General features: G+C 48.0%; 14 protein-coding genes. 8 read left to right on the top strand and 6 right to left on the bottom strand.

Annotation, left to right across the window (positions count from 1 at the left end):
• Positions 1–3: 3 nt before the first annotated feature.
• Positions 4–1,305, bottom strand: coding sequence for a DUF5690 family protein (locus OI18_RS05975; protein ID WP_039138032.1), 1,302 nt, complete (start codon positions 1,303–1,305; stop codon positions 4–6).
• 415 nt (positions 1,306–1,720) lie between these two features.
• Between OI18_RS05975 and OI18_RS05970 the strand changes: the two genes are divergently transcribed.
• The 8 genes from OI18_RS05970 to OI18_RS05935 all read left to right on the top strand — a co-directional run bounded on the left by OI18_RS05970 (position 1,721) and on the right by OI18_RS05935 (position 13,417).
• Positions 1,721–4,810, top strand: a complete 3,090-nt coding sequence (locus OI18_RS05970; protein ID WP_039138031.1) for a SusC/RagA family TonB-linked outer membrane protein — start codon at positions 1,721–1,723, stop codon at positions 4,808–4,810.
• 24 nt (positions 4,811–4,834) lie between these two features.
• Positions 4,835–6,433, top strand: coding sequence for a SusD/RagB family nutrient-binding outer membrane lipoprotein (locus OI18_RS05965; RefSeq protein ID WP_152616746.1), 1,599 nt, complete (start codon positions 4,835–4,837; stop codon positions 6,431–6,433).
• Between the two features lie 12 nt (positions 6,434–6,445).
• Entirely contained in the window at positions 6,446–9,730 is a 3,285-nt protein-coding gene (locus OI18_RS05960; protein ID WP_082037867.1) for a VCBS repeat-containing protein, read from the top strand.
• 21 nt (positions 9,731–9,751) lie between these two features.
• A complete protein-coding gene (locus OI18_RS05955; RefSeq protein WP_039138029.1) occupies positions 9,752–11,077 on the top strand; it encodes a vanadium-dependent haloperoxidase in 1,326 nt (441 codons plus the stop codon).
• A gap of 31 nt (positions 11,078–11,108) precedes the next feature.
• Positions 11,109–11,498: a DUF1398 domain-containing protein gene (locus OI18_RS05950; RefSeq protein ID WP_039138028.1), complete on the top strand. Its 390-nt coding sequence runs from the start codon at positions 11,109–11,111 to the stop codon at positions 11,496–11,498.
• Positions 11,498–11,938 (top strand): SRPBCC family protein, encoded by a 441-nt coding sequence (locus OI18_RS05945; RefSeq protein WP_039138027.1) that lies wholly within the window; start codon positions 11,498–11,500, stop codon positions 11,936–11,938. The genes OI18_RS05950 and OI18_RS05945 overlap by 1 nt, the downstream gene beginning before the upstream one ends.
• Before the next feature lie 69 nt (positions 11,939–12,007).
• A complete protein-coding gene (locus OI18_RS05940) occupies positions 12,008–13,132 on the top strand; it encodes a TlpA family protein disulfide reductase (RefSeq protein WP_082037866.1) in 1,125 nt (374 codons plus the stop codon).
• 9 nt (positions 13,133–13,141) lie between these two features.
• Positions 13,142–13,417 carry an LOG family protein gene (locus OI18_RS05935; RefSeq protein WP_205409989.1) on the top strand — a complete coding sequence of 92 codons (276 nt, stop codon included), beginning with the start codon at positions 13,142–13,144 and terminating at the stop codon, positions 13,415–13,417.
• Positions 13,418–13,604: 187 nt separating this feature from the next.
• Here the strand turns inward: OI18_RS05935 and OI18_RS05930 are convergent, their stop codons facing one another.
• The 5 genes from OI18_RS05930 to OI18_RS05910 all read right to left on the bottom strand — a co-directional run bounded on the left by OI18_RS05930 (position 13,605) and on the right by OI18_RS05910 (position 17,603).
• On the bottom strand, positions 13,605–14,966 hold the full coding sequence (locus tag OI18_RS05930; protein ID WP_039138023.1) for an aldehyde dehydrogenase: 1,362 nt from the start codon (positions 14,964–14,966) through the stop codon (positions 13,605–13,607).
• A 15-nt stretch (positions 14,967–14,981) separates the two neighbouring features.
• Positions 14,982–15,431, bottom strand: a complete 450-nt coding sequence (locus OI18_RS05925) for a DUF1569 domain-containing protein (RefSeq protein ID WP_039138022.1) — start codon at positions 15,429–15,431, stop codon at positions 14,982–14,984.
• A gap of 8 nt (positions 15,432–15,439) precedes the next feature.
• Positions 15,440–15,943, bottom strand: a complete 504-nt coding sequence (locus OI18_RS05920; protein ID WP_039138021.1) for a hypothetical protein — start codon at positions 15,941–15,943, stop codon at positions 15,440–15,442.
• A gap of 73 nt (positions 15,944–16,016) precedes the next feature.
• A complete protein-coding gene (locus tag OI18_RS05915) occupies positions 16,017–16,640 on the bottom strand; it encodes a Crp/Fnr family transcriptional regulator (RefSeq protein ID WP_052272918.1) in 624 nt (207 codons plus the stop codon).
• A 45-nt stretch (positions 16,641–16,685) separates the two neighbouring features.
• A complete protein-coding gene (locus OI18_RS05910) occupies positions 16,686–17,603 on the bottom strand; it encodes a pirin family protein (RefSeq protein ID WP_039138020.1) in 918 nt (305 codons plus the stop codon).
• Between the last annotated feature and the right edge of the window lie 64 nt (positions 17,604–17,667).

Genomic DNA, 17,667 nt, shown 5'->3' with positions numbered 1-17,667 from the left:
TATTTAGGTTGATTGAATGTTTTCGAGTTTGCCGGAAATGGGTCCCTTCACCCCGGCCTTCCTGTTAAAGAAAAAGGCTGAGAGGATGAGGAAGAAAAGGCATGCCACAGTAAGCACATAGCTGTAACGCATCAGCATTTTTGTCCACCCCAGATCAGGCATACAGATTTCTTTATACAACAGGAGTGCGACGCTGCCGAGGTAGCCGACGGCATCGCAGATATAGATGAAGAATCCGGCGTTGGATTTCATTTTGAACATGGCGATCATTCTTTCAAAAAGTGCTACCTGGATGGGGATGTATGCCAGGAACAATCCCATTCCCAGCAAGAGGATCCACCAGTAGGCAGGAAACACCTGGAGTTGAAAGAGCAGGGTACTGGTGCCGGTAATCAGGACGCCCAGCGCAATGAGCCATTGCGTTGCCCAGAAGCCCTTGATATTGTTCCGGATAAGTGACAGGCAGGCTACGGCGACCAGCACTATAATTCCCGTGATAAGTTCTGTTTTAGAAAAGACGGTATTGTCCCATTTTTCGCCGGTCTCCTGCCAGATTTCCACGGAAAAGTTATCACGCACATCGCGCAACGTAACAAGCAGGCTGTAAATGATCACCAGGCAGGAAAGACCAAAACCAAATTCGTTCAGGGCAGATCTTTTTTCAGTCCGCGTCATTGGCAAGCGCTCCGACCTTAACAACACATCCGTTTCAGTCGGCGCGGGAATAACCGAGAGCATCCAGACGAAAAGCAGGAACAGGGGAAAAAAGCACAGGCCTATGAAGGCGGGCATCCAGAATTCGGAGATAGCCGGTAGCCAGTCGTGGAGATTGAAATAAGTCGTTTTCAGGATGCCGGAGCTTACGATCAGGCTTATGCTGAGTCCCATTGCCAGCATTTCGGTAAAACGCCTGCCTTCGAGGTAGCTGAAAATAATTCCCCAGACCATGCCAAGCGGCAATCCGTTCAGGAAGAGAAAAACAAAGTTGTACGGATAAGGAACCAGTCCGAGGAATACCAATGACAGTTCCGCAAATAAAATAAGGCCGATGATCAGTTTTTGCCGTTGACCCGGCTGCAGTTCCGAGATCACTTTAATGCCGATGAACTTCGACAGCATATATCCCAGCACCTGTGCGATTATCAGGACGCTTTTGAAATGAAGTCCCCAGAGGCTTAACCCGGCATAAGTACCCGCTGTGAAGGGCTTCCGGTATACGTACATACAGAAGTAGGTGCCGAATGCTGCCAGCATGCACCAGGCGGAAAAAAAGACTTTCGATCGGTTGAATATTCCTTCCAGCATGGGTATACCTTAATTACTAATAGTAAACAAAGTTTAGTATATGTAAATTAGGTATACTGTCTAAACTGGCAAAGTCCGGAACCGATTTCATGCAAACGATTGTGCAAGGTATGGCCACTGATTCGGTTATGCCACTCGTTTACACCTGGCTCTTATAATCCGCACCACTCTGCCTGCAATTCTCACCAATCACCCTAGTAGACAACGATTTGCAAATAAATTTCCCGCAGGCAAATTAAATGTGTGGAAAGTTGGTTAAATTAACATACCAATTCTGACCCCTACCCCTTGAATCGGGAAACTGATCTGCCCGGAATCAAGAACGGTCCTCATACCACGCTACTGCAATAGTCTTCTTTCCCACGGCAGACGCGACTGAATCTATCACATATATAAACTGCAAAACGGGCTGCTTATGTTACGCAATCTACTATTCCTGCTATTCCTACTTGCAGGGATCTCTGCAACAGCACAGACGCGGCAACTCTCCGGTGTCGTAGTTGAAGATTCAACCGGCGCAGCGATCATTGCCGCCACAGTTAAAGTAAAAGGAAGGCCGGGAGGTACCGCCACCAATGACAACGGGCGGTTTACTCTTACTGTTCCTACCGGGAGCATCGTGTTACAAGTCACTTCCGCCCAATACACCATGAAAGAGGTGCAGGTTGGGGAATCCGAAAACGATATTTCCATCAGGCTGATGTTAAACACCCAGCAACTGGGTGAGGTGGTGGTAACGGCTCTCGGAATCACTAAGAACCAGCGGAAGCTGGGCTATGCGGTTACTACTGTTGATGGCGACGAGCTTAACAAAGCCCGCGAAGTGAATGTCGGTAACTCGCTCTCCGGCCGGGTAGCCGGGTTGAAAGTGACCGGTACCAACAGTGGTCCGGGCGGAACTTCAAAACTGCTGCTGCGCGGTATGCCCAGCATGAACAGTGGTGGTTCACCGCTGATAGTAATTAATGGTGTGCCGATGGACAATACCCAGCGTGGCGCTTCCGGCGAGTGGGGTGGATCGGATAATGGCGATGGCCTTGGTAACCTGAACCCGGATGATATCGAAACCATGACGGTGCTGAAAGGACAATCGGCCTCCGCACTATATGGCGCGAGGGCTACCAACGGTGTGATCCTCATCACGACTAAAACCGGGAAACGGAACGCATTCGGCGTAGAGTATAACCTGAATTTTATGGCGGACGAGGCGATTGACTTTACTGACTGGCAGTATGAATATGGACAGGGTACCCAGGGCGTTAGACCAGGTACTGCGACTGAAGCCCTGAACTCAAACCGTTTCAGCTGGGGTGAAAGACTGGACGGCGCGCAGGTGATCCAGTTCGATGGTAAAACATATCCTTATTCTGCAGTGAAGGATAATATCAAGGATTTCTACCGGACCGGTACAACTTTGACCAATACGATAGCTGTTCTCGGCGGCGGGGAAAATGGATCTTTCCGCTTCTCGGTTTCTGACCTGGAAAACAAATCCATCCTCAGGAACAGCGGTCTCGATCGCGTGACAGCAAACCTGAACGTGGAACAGAAGATCACCAAGCGTCTTACTGCAAATGTGGTTGTGAACTATATTGATGAAAAATCCACAGCCAGGCCACAATTGAGCGATGGCCCGATGAATCCCAACAATTTCACTTTCCTGGCCACCAATGTAAACAACAGGATCTTTGAACCGGGATATAATCCTACTACAGGTTTCGAAACTGTATTCAGCGACGATATTTATGTTTCCAATCCCTGGTTCGTAGTGAACCAGTACGTGAACAACCTGGCACGTAAGAGATGGATAACTTCCGGCGCGGTGAGATATAATTTTACGGACTGGCTTTATGCCCAGGCCCGCGTGGGTTATGACATCACCAACGACAGGCTGAAAAAGGTTGAGCCTTGGGGTACCGCATATACCCAGGACCAGCATGGTAACCTGCAGGACCAGGCTTCCACCCAATTGTTCGAACTGAACTGGGACGGACTGATCGGTGTGAACCACAACCTCACAGACGATATTTCACTGGATGCGGCAATAGGCGGAAACATCAGGAAGAACCAGTATGAGAAAGTAGCTGTGGCCGGTTCAAATTTCATTGTGCCCTACCAGTACACGCTCAGCAATACCAGGAATCCACGTACTAACCCGAACGACAATTACGACTTCTGGAAAACAGAAGTGCAGTCGGCCTACTATACAATTGATTTTTCTTATAAGAAATTCCTGACCCTTTCCACCACTGGCCGTTATGATGCCTACTCCACGCTTCCGACAGACAACAACACCATCTTTACGCCGTCCGTTTCAGCAGGCTTCATCTTCAGTGACCTCCTGAGCCTCGATAAGATGAATTTCGGGAAGTTGAGAATGTCATTTGCACAAACCAGTGGCGAGTTGAATGAAGCCTACCAGACCGCGTTGTATTACTCTCTTGGTAGTCCGCTCGGTGGAGTTCCGGTCGGATCATTCAGTACTGATCTTCCAAACCTGTTCCTCAAGCCTTTCGTAACGACAGAATATGAGGTTGGATTAGACCTACGGTTCTTCAACAGCCGTTTGAACCTTGATGTTGCTTTGTACACCAAGGAAACCAAGAATGAGATCATGCCGGCTACTTACAGTCCATCTACAGGTGCCAACACCGGTAAGGTTGGAACCGGTTCAACAAGAAATAACGGTGTTGAAGTGCAGGTAATCGGAACACCGTTTAAGTCTAAGGACTTTAGTTGGGTATCCACCTTCAACTTTACATATGTAAATAATAAGATCCTTCATACTGATCCTGCCGGAAACAACCAGAACCTCGGTCAGAACCGGGCAACACTCGGAAATGCAATTACGGCATTCGTGGAAGGATATCCCGGCCCGCAGATCCTCGCTTATGATTATGCGAAAACAGAAAAAGGGGAAATGATCGTGGATGCAGCAGGCTTGCCGCAACGTGGTTTACTGATCCCGATGGGTAGCGTGCTGCCGACCACTTATGGCGGATGGAATAACGAACTCACGTACAAGAATTTCAACTTCTCTTTCCTGATCGATTATAACTATGGCAACAAGATCCTTTCTGCCACGAAGTATTATGGACTGAGAAGAGGACTGGACCAGGCAACGCTCGAAGGTCGTGATGGTGTGATCAAGGGAGTACTTTCCGACGGTACACCAAATACCAAGGCTGCCAGTGCACAGGATTATTACACTGCGTTGGCAAACAACGTAACATCAGTAACTGTGCTTGATGGTGATTATATCAAGTTGCGCCAGGTGACACTTGGTTATTCGCTTCCGTCGAACCTCGTGTCGTCACTGAAGATCTTCAGTGCGATCCAGGTGACCCTGGTGGCACGAAACCTGGCCGTTCTCCTGAAGCATAGCGACAATATTGACCCCGAAGCCAATTTCGCTTCCAATATCCGCTATGCCGGTATCGAGGGAACCAGTTTGCCTTCCACAAGATCCTATGGTATTAACCTAAACTTCAAATTCAACAAATAAGGTCTGAACCAAAAAATAAAATGTATGAAAAAGTACTTTCTATATGCTGGGTTAGGCCTTATGGTACTATCCACGTCATGCACCAAGGATTTCGATGAGATCAATACCGACCCGACGCAATACGTGCCGGAAAATTTCGATGCGAATTATTTCCTGTCTAACAGCCAGCGGAACTATGAAGTGGCTATTACCGGTTATTCCGGTCCTATCCTGTTCCAGAGTGGCTGGGCGCAGATCCTTTCGATGGCAACAGTAACTGGCGACTATTATACCAATTCCGATAAGTATGTAGAATCGAGCAATACGAACTCGTATGTGCAAAGCAGCTGGAACAATGCCTACCGGTCAGCCGCACTTGCAAATGAGATCCTGATCAACAAAGCCAATGACCCGGATTTCGTGAATATAAATGCAGCTGCGACCATCATGAAAGTGTTGAACTACCAGTATATCACGGATGTATACGGAGATGCCCCGTACACTGAATCATTGCAGGCGAGGGACGGAAACACCCTGCCGAAGTACGACAAACAGCAGGATATTTATACCGCTATGCTCAACGACCTGGATGCTGCGTTGAGTAGTATAGATCCGTCAAAGGCAAGTCCGACAGCTGACGTTTCTTCACTCGGTGGCGATGTGGCAAAATGGAAACGCTTCGGATATTCCCTGATGCTCAGGCTCGCGATGCGGCTGGTTAAAGTGGATGCAGCAACTGCACAGCAATGGGCAGAAAAAGCATATGCCGGTGGCACACTTGCCGCAGGGGAAGATGTATACATTAAGTCAGACAACGCTAATGGCTATGGTAACGGGAATGTTGCTGCATGGCTCGTGACCATAGACTTTTACCAGGTGCGCTGGAGTGAAACCCTGATCGATTACCTGAAGACAGAAAATGATCCTCGCCTGAGTGTGGTCGCCGAAGTGCCCCAGCCTGGCCTTGCCAACAATAACAACCAGGCCCTGGCTGGAAACAGTACACCCGCTGCACAGCTTGGACAACCAAACGGGTATGACCTGAATACCGGATCTGCGTTCAATATCGCCAATTCTCCCGGTTATCCCGGTGGAACAGGAACGGGGGCCGATGCAACGCCGATCGGTAAATATTCACGCCCGAGCATTGCAGTTTATTCCAGCAGGGATCAGCCAGCTTTTGCGATCACTTATGCGGAAAGCGAATTGTTGCTCGCTGAAGCAGCTACAAGGGCTTGGAATGTAGGTGCGGATGCCGCCACACATTATGCCAATGGTGTAAGAGGAGGAATATTGGCGCTCAATGCCTTTAAGGCTGGAGCGGTTTCCGATGCAACGGCAGATGCATACGCATCAAGCCACCCGCTCGATGCCGGCAATGCTCTTGAACAGATCAATACCCAGTATTGGGCTACAACGGGCATCCTGTGGAATTTCGGCGAAGCCTGGATCAACTGGAAACGTTCCGGTTATCCCGAACTCACGCCAGTGAATTACCCCGGTAATTTTGGCGGGGGAAATATCCCGAGAAGGCAGCCTTATCCTGTCGGCGAAGCAACGAGTAATCCTGCCGGTTATGCCATGGGTGTTGCCAACCTGCAGGGGGGCGACAAATGGTCCTCCAGGGTATGGTGGGATCAGTAAGCTTGATGGAATATGAAAACAAGAACAACGCTATTATTATCCGTGCTTTCCTGTTTTTCCGCCCTGGGTGCTAATGCGCAGGAAACCCTGTTCCAGTTATTGCCGTCGAAAGGCACCGGGATAGAGTTCCGCAATGAGATCGATGAAACGGAAAAGCTGAATGTTCTTTCTTACGAATACTTCTACAACGGCGGTGGAGTCGCAGTTGGCGATATCAACAACGACGGCCTCGACGATCTCTTCTTCACCGCCAACATGGGACCTAATAAATTATACCTGAACCTGGGGAATCTCAGGTTCAGGGATATTACCAAAGACGCTTCACCAGGACTTGCGGGCAGAAAAGATGGCTGGAAGACCGGCGTTACCATGGCGGACGTGAATGGCGACGGTTTACTGGACATCTATATCTGTTATTCGGGAAATGGCACCGATGAGCAACGGAAAAACGAGTTGTTCGTTAACCAGGGCAACCTGAAGTTCGTGGAAAGCGCAAAGTCTTACGGCCTCGATATTGTGAGCTATAGTACACAGGCCGCCTTCTTCGATTATGATAATGATGGCGACCTGGATATGTTCCAGCTTAACCACAGCACCAAAAAGATTGACAATCTTGAACTCGCTAAATTCAGGAATGAAACAGACGAGCTGGCGGGTAATAAACTGATGGAGAACCGGGACGGCCATTTTGTTGATGTCTCACAAAAAGCCGGCATCCGTCAATACCCACTCACTTTCGGTCTTGGCCTCGCGATCACCGACATCAACAAAGATGGCTGGCAGGACATTTATGTTACTAACGATTACAACGAACCGGATTGTATGTATGTGAATAATCGTGACGGTACTTTTACAGAAGATGCGAAAAACTGTTTCCGCCATATGTCGCAGTTTTCGATGGGAGTTGATATCGCGGATTTCAACAATGACGGATTGCCCGATGTGTACACGCTTGATATGCTGCCAGAAGACAACAGGCGGCAGAAACTGCTGCAGCTGCAGGAGAACTACGAGTCATTTGAACTGATGGTGTCGCAGGATCTTCACAACCAGTATATGCGGAACATGCTGCAGCTGAATAATGGTGATGGCACGTTCAGTGAGATCGCGCAGGCTGCTGGCGTATCTAATACCGACTGGAGCTGGACGCCGCTCTTCGCCGATTTTGATAATGATGGCTACAAAGACCTGTTTGTGACAAACGGGTACATGCGTGATTATACCAATAAGGACTTCCTGAAATATCGTGGTGATTACAAAGTAAAAAAGGCAATTGACCGCGAGCCGGTGCAGTTGATGGACCTTGTCAAGGCAATGCCTGTGACCTTATTGTCGGGTTATATCTACCGCAACAATGGCGACCTTACTTTTACCAATGTGAAAAAGGAGTGGGGCATTAATAAACAGGGTTTGTCCAACGGCGCCGTTTATGCGGACCTTGACAATGACGGCGACCTCGATCTTGTTGTAAATAATCTTAATGACCGTGCATCGGTGTTTAAGAATACAAGCAGGGAAAGGAGCCAGTCACCCTGGATGGCTATCCGGTTAAAATACAAAGACAAAAATCTTCATGGCGTTGGTGCAAAAGTGTATGTGTACACGAAGAGCGGTGAGCAGTACCAGGAAGTGAATCCAAACAGGGGCTACCTGTCATGTGTATCCACTACCGTTCATTTCGGACTGGGAAGAAACAAGGCTGCGGATTCGGTGAAGATCGTGTGGCCCGATAATACGATACATGTGATGAATGATGCGGGTGTAAACCAGGTTCTCACAGTGGAATATAAGGGTGGACAGCCAAAAGAGTCCGTACCCGCTGCGAAGCCGGCGATGTTTAAGCTGGCCAGTGGGGTACTTGACTACAGGCACGAGGATTTTATGGAGAATGATTTCAAGCGGCAGCTGCTGATGTTGTTCATGTATTCGAAGGCAGGGCCAGTGATCGCCAAGGGAGATGTGAACAGGGATGGGTTGGAAGATATGTTCATCAGTGGTGATAAAAGCAAAACCTGCATGCTGTATTTGCAGCAGGCCAACGGGAAGTTTGCACCCGTGAAGGGGCCTTACCTTGGTGACGAGAATATTGCCATTACTTCCGCTGCTTTGTTCTTTGATGCTAATGGTGATGGTTTTGCAGACCTGTATGTGGGCAAAGGTGGGTATACGGTGATAGAGCCGGAATCAGCACCGCTGCAGGACGAACTGTTTCTTAACGACGGCAAAGGCAACCTGGTGCTGACAAAAGAACATTTGCCGGTTGTGACAGGTGGGAGTAAGTCATGTATTGTGGCAGGCGACTACGACAATGATGGCGATCTTGATTTATTCGTGGGAAGCAGGGTCATTCCCGGCAATTATCCGCTTAGCCCGCGCAGTTATTTACTGCAGAATGATGGGAAGGGAAAATTTACGGCGGTCACTTCGCCAATGGATAATGTGGGAATGGTTACGGATGCGAAGTTTGCGGACCTCAACAAGGATGGAAAAATTGACCTGTTGCTTTGTGGCGAGTTCATGCCGGTAATGGTATTTGAGAATACGGGAAATGGATTCGCGGATAAGACAACAGGATATTTTGATACGGTTGACAAGGGGCTATGGTTTGGTCTCTCCCTTGCTGATCTTGACGGTGATGGAAACGATGATATTATCGCGGGGAACCTGGGACAGAATTCGCAGTTACAGTTCTCGGCAAAGGAACCGGCGGAATTGTATTATGGCGATTTTGACAATAACGGGTCGATAGATCCCTTTTTCAATTTTTATATCCAGGGAGTGAGTTACCCGTTTGTGAGTCGTGATGAGTTGAACGAACAGATGTATGCGATGCGCAGGCGCTTTACGACCTACAAGGATTACGCGGATGCCACAATAAATAAGATTTTGTTGCCCGAAGAAATGGCCAATGCAAAGAAACTGGCTGCGACAGAGAACAGGTCGGTCTGTTATTTGCGGAAGGGCGGGAAATTTGTGAAGCAGGTTTTGCCTTTGCCTGCACAGTTTTCAGTGGTGAGCAGGATCATTCCCGCTGACTACGATAAGGATGGCAAAACGGACCTGTTGTTATTGGGCAATCATCTCGACAACCGCCTGAAGATCGGGAGTATAGATGCGAACTACGGCTGCCTGCTGAAGGGTGATGGACAAGGTGGCTTTACATATGTTCGCCAGGATGTGTCGGGATTGAAAATAGTTGGTGATGTGAAGTCCGCCCTGACCGTTGACGCGGCAGGAAAAAAATACCTGGTCGTGGGAATTTCCAACCAGCCATTACAGGTGTACGAGGAGCCGTAAATACAGAAGAACCCTAAGCTCATGAAGAAACTGCTCATTTTATTGTGTTGCGTATTGCCGGGCTTTTTTGCGCGTGCCGCGGAAGAGCCTGCACCTTCCTATTTAGAGTTGCGGCCGGTGATCTTTTCACTGACAATGATCATGATGCATGATGTGGTGAATCCACCAGCTGCGAGCAGGTATTATGCCTATTGTATGGCCGGGGCGTACGAGATCGTTGCACAGAATGATCCTTCGGTGACCGGCCTGGGAAAGTTTGTAACAAGCTATCCTGCTTATACTATCGGGAAGCAGCCGGGAACCTATGATTTCCGGGTGGCGGCGGTGTATTGCGTTTTAGAGACGGGCAAGCTGATGATTCCTTCGGGTTTGCAGTTGCAGGAGGAGCAGGCGAAGTTCCTGAAGACCTTGCGGAAGAATGGGGTAGCGCAGAAGTCGATCGAGGCGGCTGTTAAGGTAGCCGAAGGTATGGCTGCGCATATTGTGAAATGGTCTAAGACGGACAATTATTTCAAGCTGAGTGCCCTGCGCCGGTACCGGCCGTTGAAGGGTGAAGGCAACTGGTATCCCACGCCGCCGGCATATATGGAAGCCGTGGAGCCGAACTGGGCAACGGTGAGACCGATGATCATTGATTCCTGCAGCCAGTTTAAGCCAGCGCCGCCGGTGAACTTCAGTAAGGATTCTACCAGTGAGTTTTACCGGCTGGCGAGGGAAGTGTATGAAGTGTCCGTTAAGCCGGACCAGGAGAAACTGAATATCGCCGGTTTCTGGGATTGCAATCCATTTGCGGTTACTACTTCGGGCCATATGAGCATCGGCTTTAAGAAGATGAGTCCTGGTGGACACTGGATGCTGATCACCGGTATTGCCTGCAAAGACGCAAAACTTTCCGTGGAGAAATCGGTTGTCGCGCATTTAATGGTGGGCTTGACATTGATGGATGCCTTTATCAGTTGCTGGGATGAAAAGTTCCGCAGCAACCGGATTCGCCCCGAGACATATATCAACCGTTATATAGATCCGCGGTGGCAGCCGTTATTGCAAACGCCACCGTTCCCCGAATATACCAGTGGGCACAGTGTAATATCCACTGCAAGCGCCGAGGTGCTGACCTATTTGTTCGGTGATAACTTCCGGTATACGGATGATGCGGAAGTGATGTTTGAGCTGGCGCCGCGAACATTTACTTCTTTCCGCGCAGCAGCAGCCGAAGCTGCCGTTTCGCGGTTGTACGGGGGAATTCATTTCAGGGACGCAATAGAAAATGGGGCAGCCACCGGTCGGGAGCTGGGGCAGTTTATTGTGGAGAAGTTACGTGGGTCCGGCGTTGCGGGTGTTTGGTAAAACAGAGTCGAATGAATTTTAAACTAATGCGATGTTTACAATAGAACAGATCCAGCAGGCCCATAGTAAGGTGAAATCGGGCGCCGATTTCCCTGCATATATCAAGGACCTTGTGCAATTGGGAGTCGTCCATTATGAAACATTTGTGAAAGACGGTCATACCGATTATAATGGCAGCAATGGTTACAGCACGTCTTCTCCCATTAAGTATCCCGATTTAAATGTGGCTGCGCAACCTGACCCTGAAACTTTCAATGCCGATTTAAAAGCGCACCAGCAAGGCAAAACAGATTACATGACATTCTGCAATGATTGCGCAAAGTCCGGCATAGAGAAGTGGGTGGTAGATCTTGCGGCAATGACCTGTACATATTTTGACAGGCAGGGGAGGGAAGTCTTAACTGAGAATATACCGGGCTAATGAGAAGAGTTGAAGTAGTGATGGAAACCAGTTCATCACCTGGACAGGTGATTGCTGCATTTACGGATGCGGAGATGCTGCGCGACTGGTGGCAGGTGGAACGTACGTTAATAGTTAAAGAACCGGGTGGTGTGTATACACTTGCCTGGGCAATCAATGATACAGGCTTCGGGTATATTTCTACGGGTATAATCAAAGAGTACGATCCCGGCGGGGCATTAGTCATTGATAATTTTCTTTACCTGAATCCGGCCCGGCCATTTTTTGGTCCCATGAGCCTCACCGTTACAGCAAAGCAAAATGCATCCGGCGGCTCTGTTGTGTATTTGTGCCAGGACGGCTACCAGCAGGGAGAAGACTGGGACTGGTACTATGAAGCCGTAAAGCAGGCATGGCCCGTGGCAATGCAGACCCTCAAAACATACCTGGAACAAAAATGACCCTGACGGAAATTCAGAATGCGTATATTGGTGATTGTTACATAACCTTAACCTTATTCCTGCCTTCCTATGCATCGAAAATTTCAGTTATTGATACTGCTGTGCCTGGCAGTAAATTCCTCAATTGCACAAGATGTTGAGATCCCCGCTTTAAATATTGGCGATGTTGCTCCTCCTTTACGGGTGCGTGAGTGGCTCAAAGGTACCCCGGTCAAGAAGTTGGAAAAGGGTAAGATCTATGTGATTGAATTGTGGGCGACCTGGTGCAAAGCTTGTATAAGGGGAATGCCTCATGTATCAGCGCTGACACGTGAATACCGCGATAAGGTGACTTTCATCGGGATAAATATTTCCGATAACAAACCAATTGGGGAGCTACGAACATTTGTGAATAATATGGGTGATAAAATGGACTTCCCGGTTGCAGTGGAGGACAGCAATTTTATGGCTACGGAGTGGAACGATGCTACACTTGTCAAAGGCATCCCCAAATGTTTTGTGGTGAATGAAGAAGGCAGGATTGCCTGGTACGGCCTTTCAAGTTTGCTGGATAATATTTTGCCCAAAATAGTAAACAACACCTGGGATGTGCAGGCCGCATTGGCAAAGCGAAATTTTGACCGACGGGTGCAATATCTCGATTCCGAGGCAGGGTACGATTTGTTGGCATATCAAAGCAACAGGCTGAAACCGGGCGATCGGGGCAAGCCGGAGGCCGCCCTTATTGCCATTGAAGAAATAGTGAAAAAAGAACCAGCACTCAAATACACTCCTTCTGTAGCCTATCATACATTCTTATCCTTATTGAAGACGGATCCGCGGAAGGCATACGAATATGGAAAGATTGCGATGGTTACACCAACATATGAGTATTTTGCAGATCCGCCATTTGAACAGGTTGGCGGAGCCATTGAATGGGCCATGGAATGGTATGGTGATACCCTGAAGCTACCGGTAGAAATTTACCGTTTGGGCGCAGAAGCCTACCAGTTGGAAATTGACGGATTTCCTGCGTCTGAGATCCTTCATAAGAAGTATCAGAAAATGGCAACCATGTATTGGCGTGCCGGTGATAAATCAGATGCAATAAAGGCACAGGAAAGGGCAATTGATTTTCTGAAGAAAACAAAAAAAGTGTCGCGGGAAGACTTGGCTGCATTTGAATGCAGGCTTCAGCAATATAAGGGCATGTAACCGCGACGAATGAAACGTATCAGCTGTTTGTTTGTCGCACGATGCACTTGCATTTCCGGTTGGCACGCAGCTTGGGTTGCACAAAAAGCCAATAGCAATTTTAAATATCACGGGTTCTACGACGACCTGCTGTCACTGTTGCAAAAGATGGTAGATAAAGGATTCCTTAAAGCAGTTAATCGTGACATGCTGCTGGTAAGCGACAACATTGACGAGCTACTCAATATGATGAGACATTACCAGGCCCCGACCGTTGGCAAGTGGATCAGCAGGTACATTGTATGATGGGATCATACTGCCTTCCTTTTTTCAAAAGGAGATGTCAGCACCCGCGCGGGCGACCGGTGGCTGGCTAATGTTAACTGTTGGACCCCATCGTCATCATCTATACCGCAGAAAATAAATGAACCAGCACTGATCAAGAAGAGCGTACATCCCTGGTTTGTTTGCATTTATTGCAATTGTTGCGCAATCATACCCCGAATGCTTTACGGATCAGTAAGGATTTCAATTTGCTGAAAGGAAAATATTTTATCGGGAATTCGATGAAAGTCGGCCGCCGGATAACGCTTTTGAAATGTGAGAATGACCTGAAGCCGGCTTCACCGTGATAACTGCCTATACCACTGTTACCTACACCGCCGAAGGGGAGGTTGTCATTTACGAAATGCATCAGCACATCGTTTACCATGCCGCCACCAAAGGATATTTCGTTCCAGATCCTGCGATGAAGGGAACCGTCTTCAGAAAACAGGTAAAGTGCGAGCGGTTTGGGTTTTGATTTTACAAAAGAGATGGCGTCATCGATGTTCTCGTATGTTAATACTGGTAGTATAGGTCCGAAGATTTCATCTTCCATTATCTTATCATCAACGGAAACATTGGTGACCACGGTAGGCGCGACAATCCGATTTGCATGGTCATGGTTTCCGCCGACAAATACCTTAGCCGGATCAATTAAACTGACAAGCCTGTTGAAATGTTTTTTACTGATGATCTGGGCATAGTTGTCATTTGCAAATGAATACTTCCCGGCCTCTATTTCCTTTTTTAGCAGTGACAGGAATGATTGCTCGATGCTGCTGTGTACCAAAACATAATCGGGTGCAATGCAGGTCTGGCCCGCATTCACAAACTTACCCCATACAAGTCTTTTCACAGTCGTTTTTAAGTTGGCATCCGGCGCAACAATCAGAGGACTTTTTCCTCCCAACTCCAGGGTTACCGGTGTGAGGTTTTTAGCGGCGGCCTCGTAGATTGTCTTTCCAACAGGAACACTGCCGGTGAAAAAGATCTTGTCAAATTGCTCAGCAAGTAATTCGGTTGTTTCTTTTACCCCGCCTTCGACAACCGCAAAAAATGACGGATCGAAATGCTGACTGATCATATTTGATAATACCTCGCTGGTATGTGCTGCGAGTTCGCTGGGCTTCACGACAACAGTATTGCCTGCGGCAATGGCTGCTATCGCCGGTACCAGTGTCAGGTTCACAGGATAATTCCACGCGCCGATAATGAGACAGGCTCCGAGTGGTTCAGGAATGATATAGCTACGTCCGGGGAAGTTGACCATATTCGTTGCGGCGTTTTTCCACTTTGACCATTTCCGCACGTTTTTAATGGCTTTGTCAATGGCATGATATACCCCGGTAAATTCCGTGAGGTAGGTATTGAAATTCCCTTTTCCGAAATCCTTGTAAATAGCTTCGGTTAATACCCGCTCGTGCGATTTGACTACGGATCGTAAAAGTTTTAGCTGCTCAATGCGAAAGACAACCGGTTTTGTGACGTTGCTGTTGAAGTACTGCTTTTGTTGATTGATGATCTGTTTCATTGCTTGTTTTATTTATTAAGCTCCAAACTGGCGGAGGTGATGATCGAAGTGACGATATACAAGTGTTCCCCATTCGTTCCTGTTCATCTTTCCAAACATGGGATGCAGATAGATGCCCTGAGTAGAAGAGTAAGCCAATTCCAGGATATTAAGCACATTCGCTTTTTCTGCACTGAAGTCAAGAAGGATTTTAGTTTCCGTCCTGAAGCTCTTTGGAGCAGGCGCGTTGTGTGGCAAACGCCTGAGTAATCGCAGTACGAGGAATTTCAGGAATGTCCGCGACAGGTATGAACTTTCGTCGTGAAGTTTATAAACCCTGATTCCGGATCCTGTTGCAATTGTCAGGTGTCGCATCATCTGCACGAGGTTCATTTTACCCCATTGTCGTTTAGCTGAAGGTCGCAGCTCAAGGATCCTGCTGTTGATGCTGACAAAGGTTGAATGATTAAAAATTGAATGTTCCATACTTGTTATTAGGAGGTGAATTTTTGTTCAATGTCAAGGGCAAAGGCCCTGCCTTCCCTATTGAGATGTTTACGGAGAAAAAATCCTCCTAATCCGCCGAACCATGCCGCGATCCTGAGAACGGGATTCGGGTAGTCAACCCCGATCAGGCAGATGAGGCGGCTGCTGGTTGCAGAGACAGGTTGCACGTATAATTGCCAGGGCACACCAACTTTTACGGGGAACCATCGCATGATATACGCGGTGCTCCTGGCGGAGTAAAGCTGCACACGATTAGCGGCATGAGTGACTAGTTGGTAATTCTGGACAATCGTTTCCGTGCCGATGTTTTCAACGTTTGTCATGTAAAAGACGCCTTCATTAGTGAAGCTGCCCATTGCTTTGTGAGCCGGGGAATAAGACGCATAATCTGCATCTGTCATGCCGGTAATCCATTTGTAGAGATCGATATTATCGACCGGTACATTTACTTCGAAATCCTGGATATACCTGGAGCTGTATTTCTTTTTCATCTCGTTTCTTTTTACGAGACAAAATTCCTTCATCAGCGGGGCGAAAACCGTTGACCTTGGTTAAGAAAAAAATCTAATGTCTGCTTTTAGATAATCTTTTGCGAAGTCTGCTAAGTGATTCTGGCTTAATGCCGAGGTAGGAGGAAAGGTGGAACTGGGAAACCTGGTTGAACAGGTCCGGTTGGGTGTCCAGTAAATGTTGATAGCGTTCTTCGGGAGTCATGAAGAGCAGCATTTCAACCCGTTCATTCAGTTGCAGGTATACCCGCTCTGCTATCAGCCGGCCGAAATTATTCCATGCCTGTGAGCTTGCGTACAATTTATGGATATCGTTATAGGGAAGGACAAGCACCTCTGCGTCATGCATGGCTTGCCAGTAGAAATGTGAAGGTTTCTGCATGAGGAAGCTTTGAAAGTCCACCAGGAAATTGTTCCTGCCGGTAAATCTGTAATTGATCTCGTTACCATCATGATCAACATAGTACATGCGGAAGAATCCTTCGGTGATGAAATAAACATTCCTACATACATCACCTTCTTTTAAAATGAAATCTTGTTTTTTCAGTTTCCTGTACTGCAGTATAGGGTATAGTAATTCCAATTCCGCTTCACTGACCTGCATTACCTGGTTCAGGAAAGTGATAATAGCCTTACGGCTTTCAGATGTAGGATATGGTGGCTGGCTTTTTACTGGCATACAGGTTTTGTGAATTCAATTTAGTGAGAGGAAATTTTTGTAAGCTCAGGAGAGTGCAGGTGGCGCTGGCCCGGATCCTGCAGGTTTTGACTTTTCTTCGGGAAGAGGTATGAATTCCTGGTTATCTGTTGGTGGCAGGATGATCCGTCCTTCTTTCCAGTCGGCCTTGGCCTGTTCGATTCTTTCCCTGCGGGAAGAAACGAAATTCCACCAGATGAATCTTTCACCCAGCGGTTCGCCACCCAGTAGGAGGATCGTTGATTTTTCTGGTGAAGAGATCACGGGATCAGCACCGTTGTTGAAGACGATCATCTGTCCGGGTGTATAAGTTTTTCCCGAAACCTCAACGCTGCCCCTGGCCACATACACTGCACGTTCTGTATGTTCCTGTGGCAGTCCGAACCGTGCATCTTTTTCGAGCTCTGCGTGGAGATAGAACAGGGGAGAGTGGGTTTTCACATTACTTTTCAACCCATAGGCATTACCGGCAACCAGGCGCATCCATACTCCTGTGTCAGTGAATACAGGCAATACATCCGGCTTATAATTGTCAAAAGTGGGATTTGATTCTTCATCTTTTTCGGGCAGGGCTACCCAGGTCTGGATCATTTCCAGCATACCGCCGGCCAGCATGGCGGGATCTTCAAACCTTTCCGAATGGGAGATTCCTTTGCCTGCGGTCATCCAGTTTACTTCGCCGGGTAAAATTACCTGCTCGGCCCCGGTACTGTCGCGGTGCGTGACACGTCCGCCGAATAAATAGCTGACTGTAGAAAGCCCGATATGCGGATGCGGCAGCACGTCCATCGTTTTCACGGTTGAAGGTGCTACTTCAACTGGTCCGGCATGATCCATGAAAATGAATGGACCTACCATTCGCTTCAACCGGAACGGGAGGATTCTTTTTACATCCATTCCCGGAGCGAGTGCTGCTTTTCTTGCTTCGATAACCAGTTCAACCATGATCTGTAGTATTAGTAGTTCCCAAATTTAGGTCATAAACTGCCAGCCCGGTGAATGGCGTATA

This window comes from Flavihumibacter solisilvae (genome assembly GCF_000814475.1).
GTDB classification, from domain to species: Bacteria; Bacteroidota; Bacteroidia; order Chitinophagales; family Chitinophagaceae; genus Flavihumibacter; species Flavihumibacter solisilvae.
The sequence above is the reverse complement of the archived record's forward strand: the minus strand, read 5'-3'. Positions and strand labels throughout refer to the sequence as shown.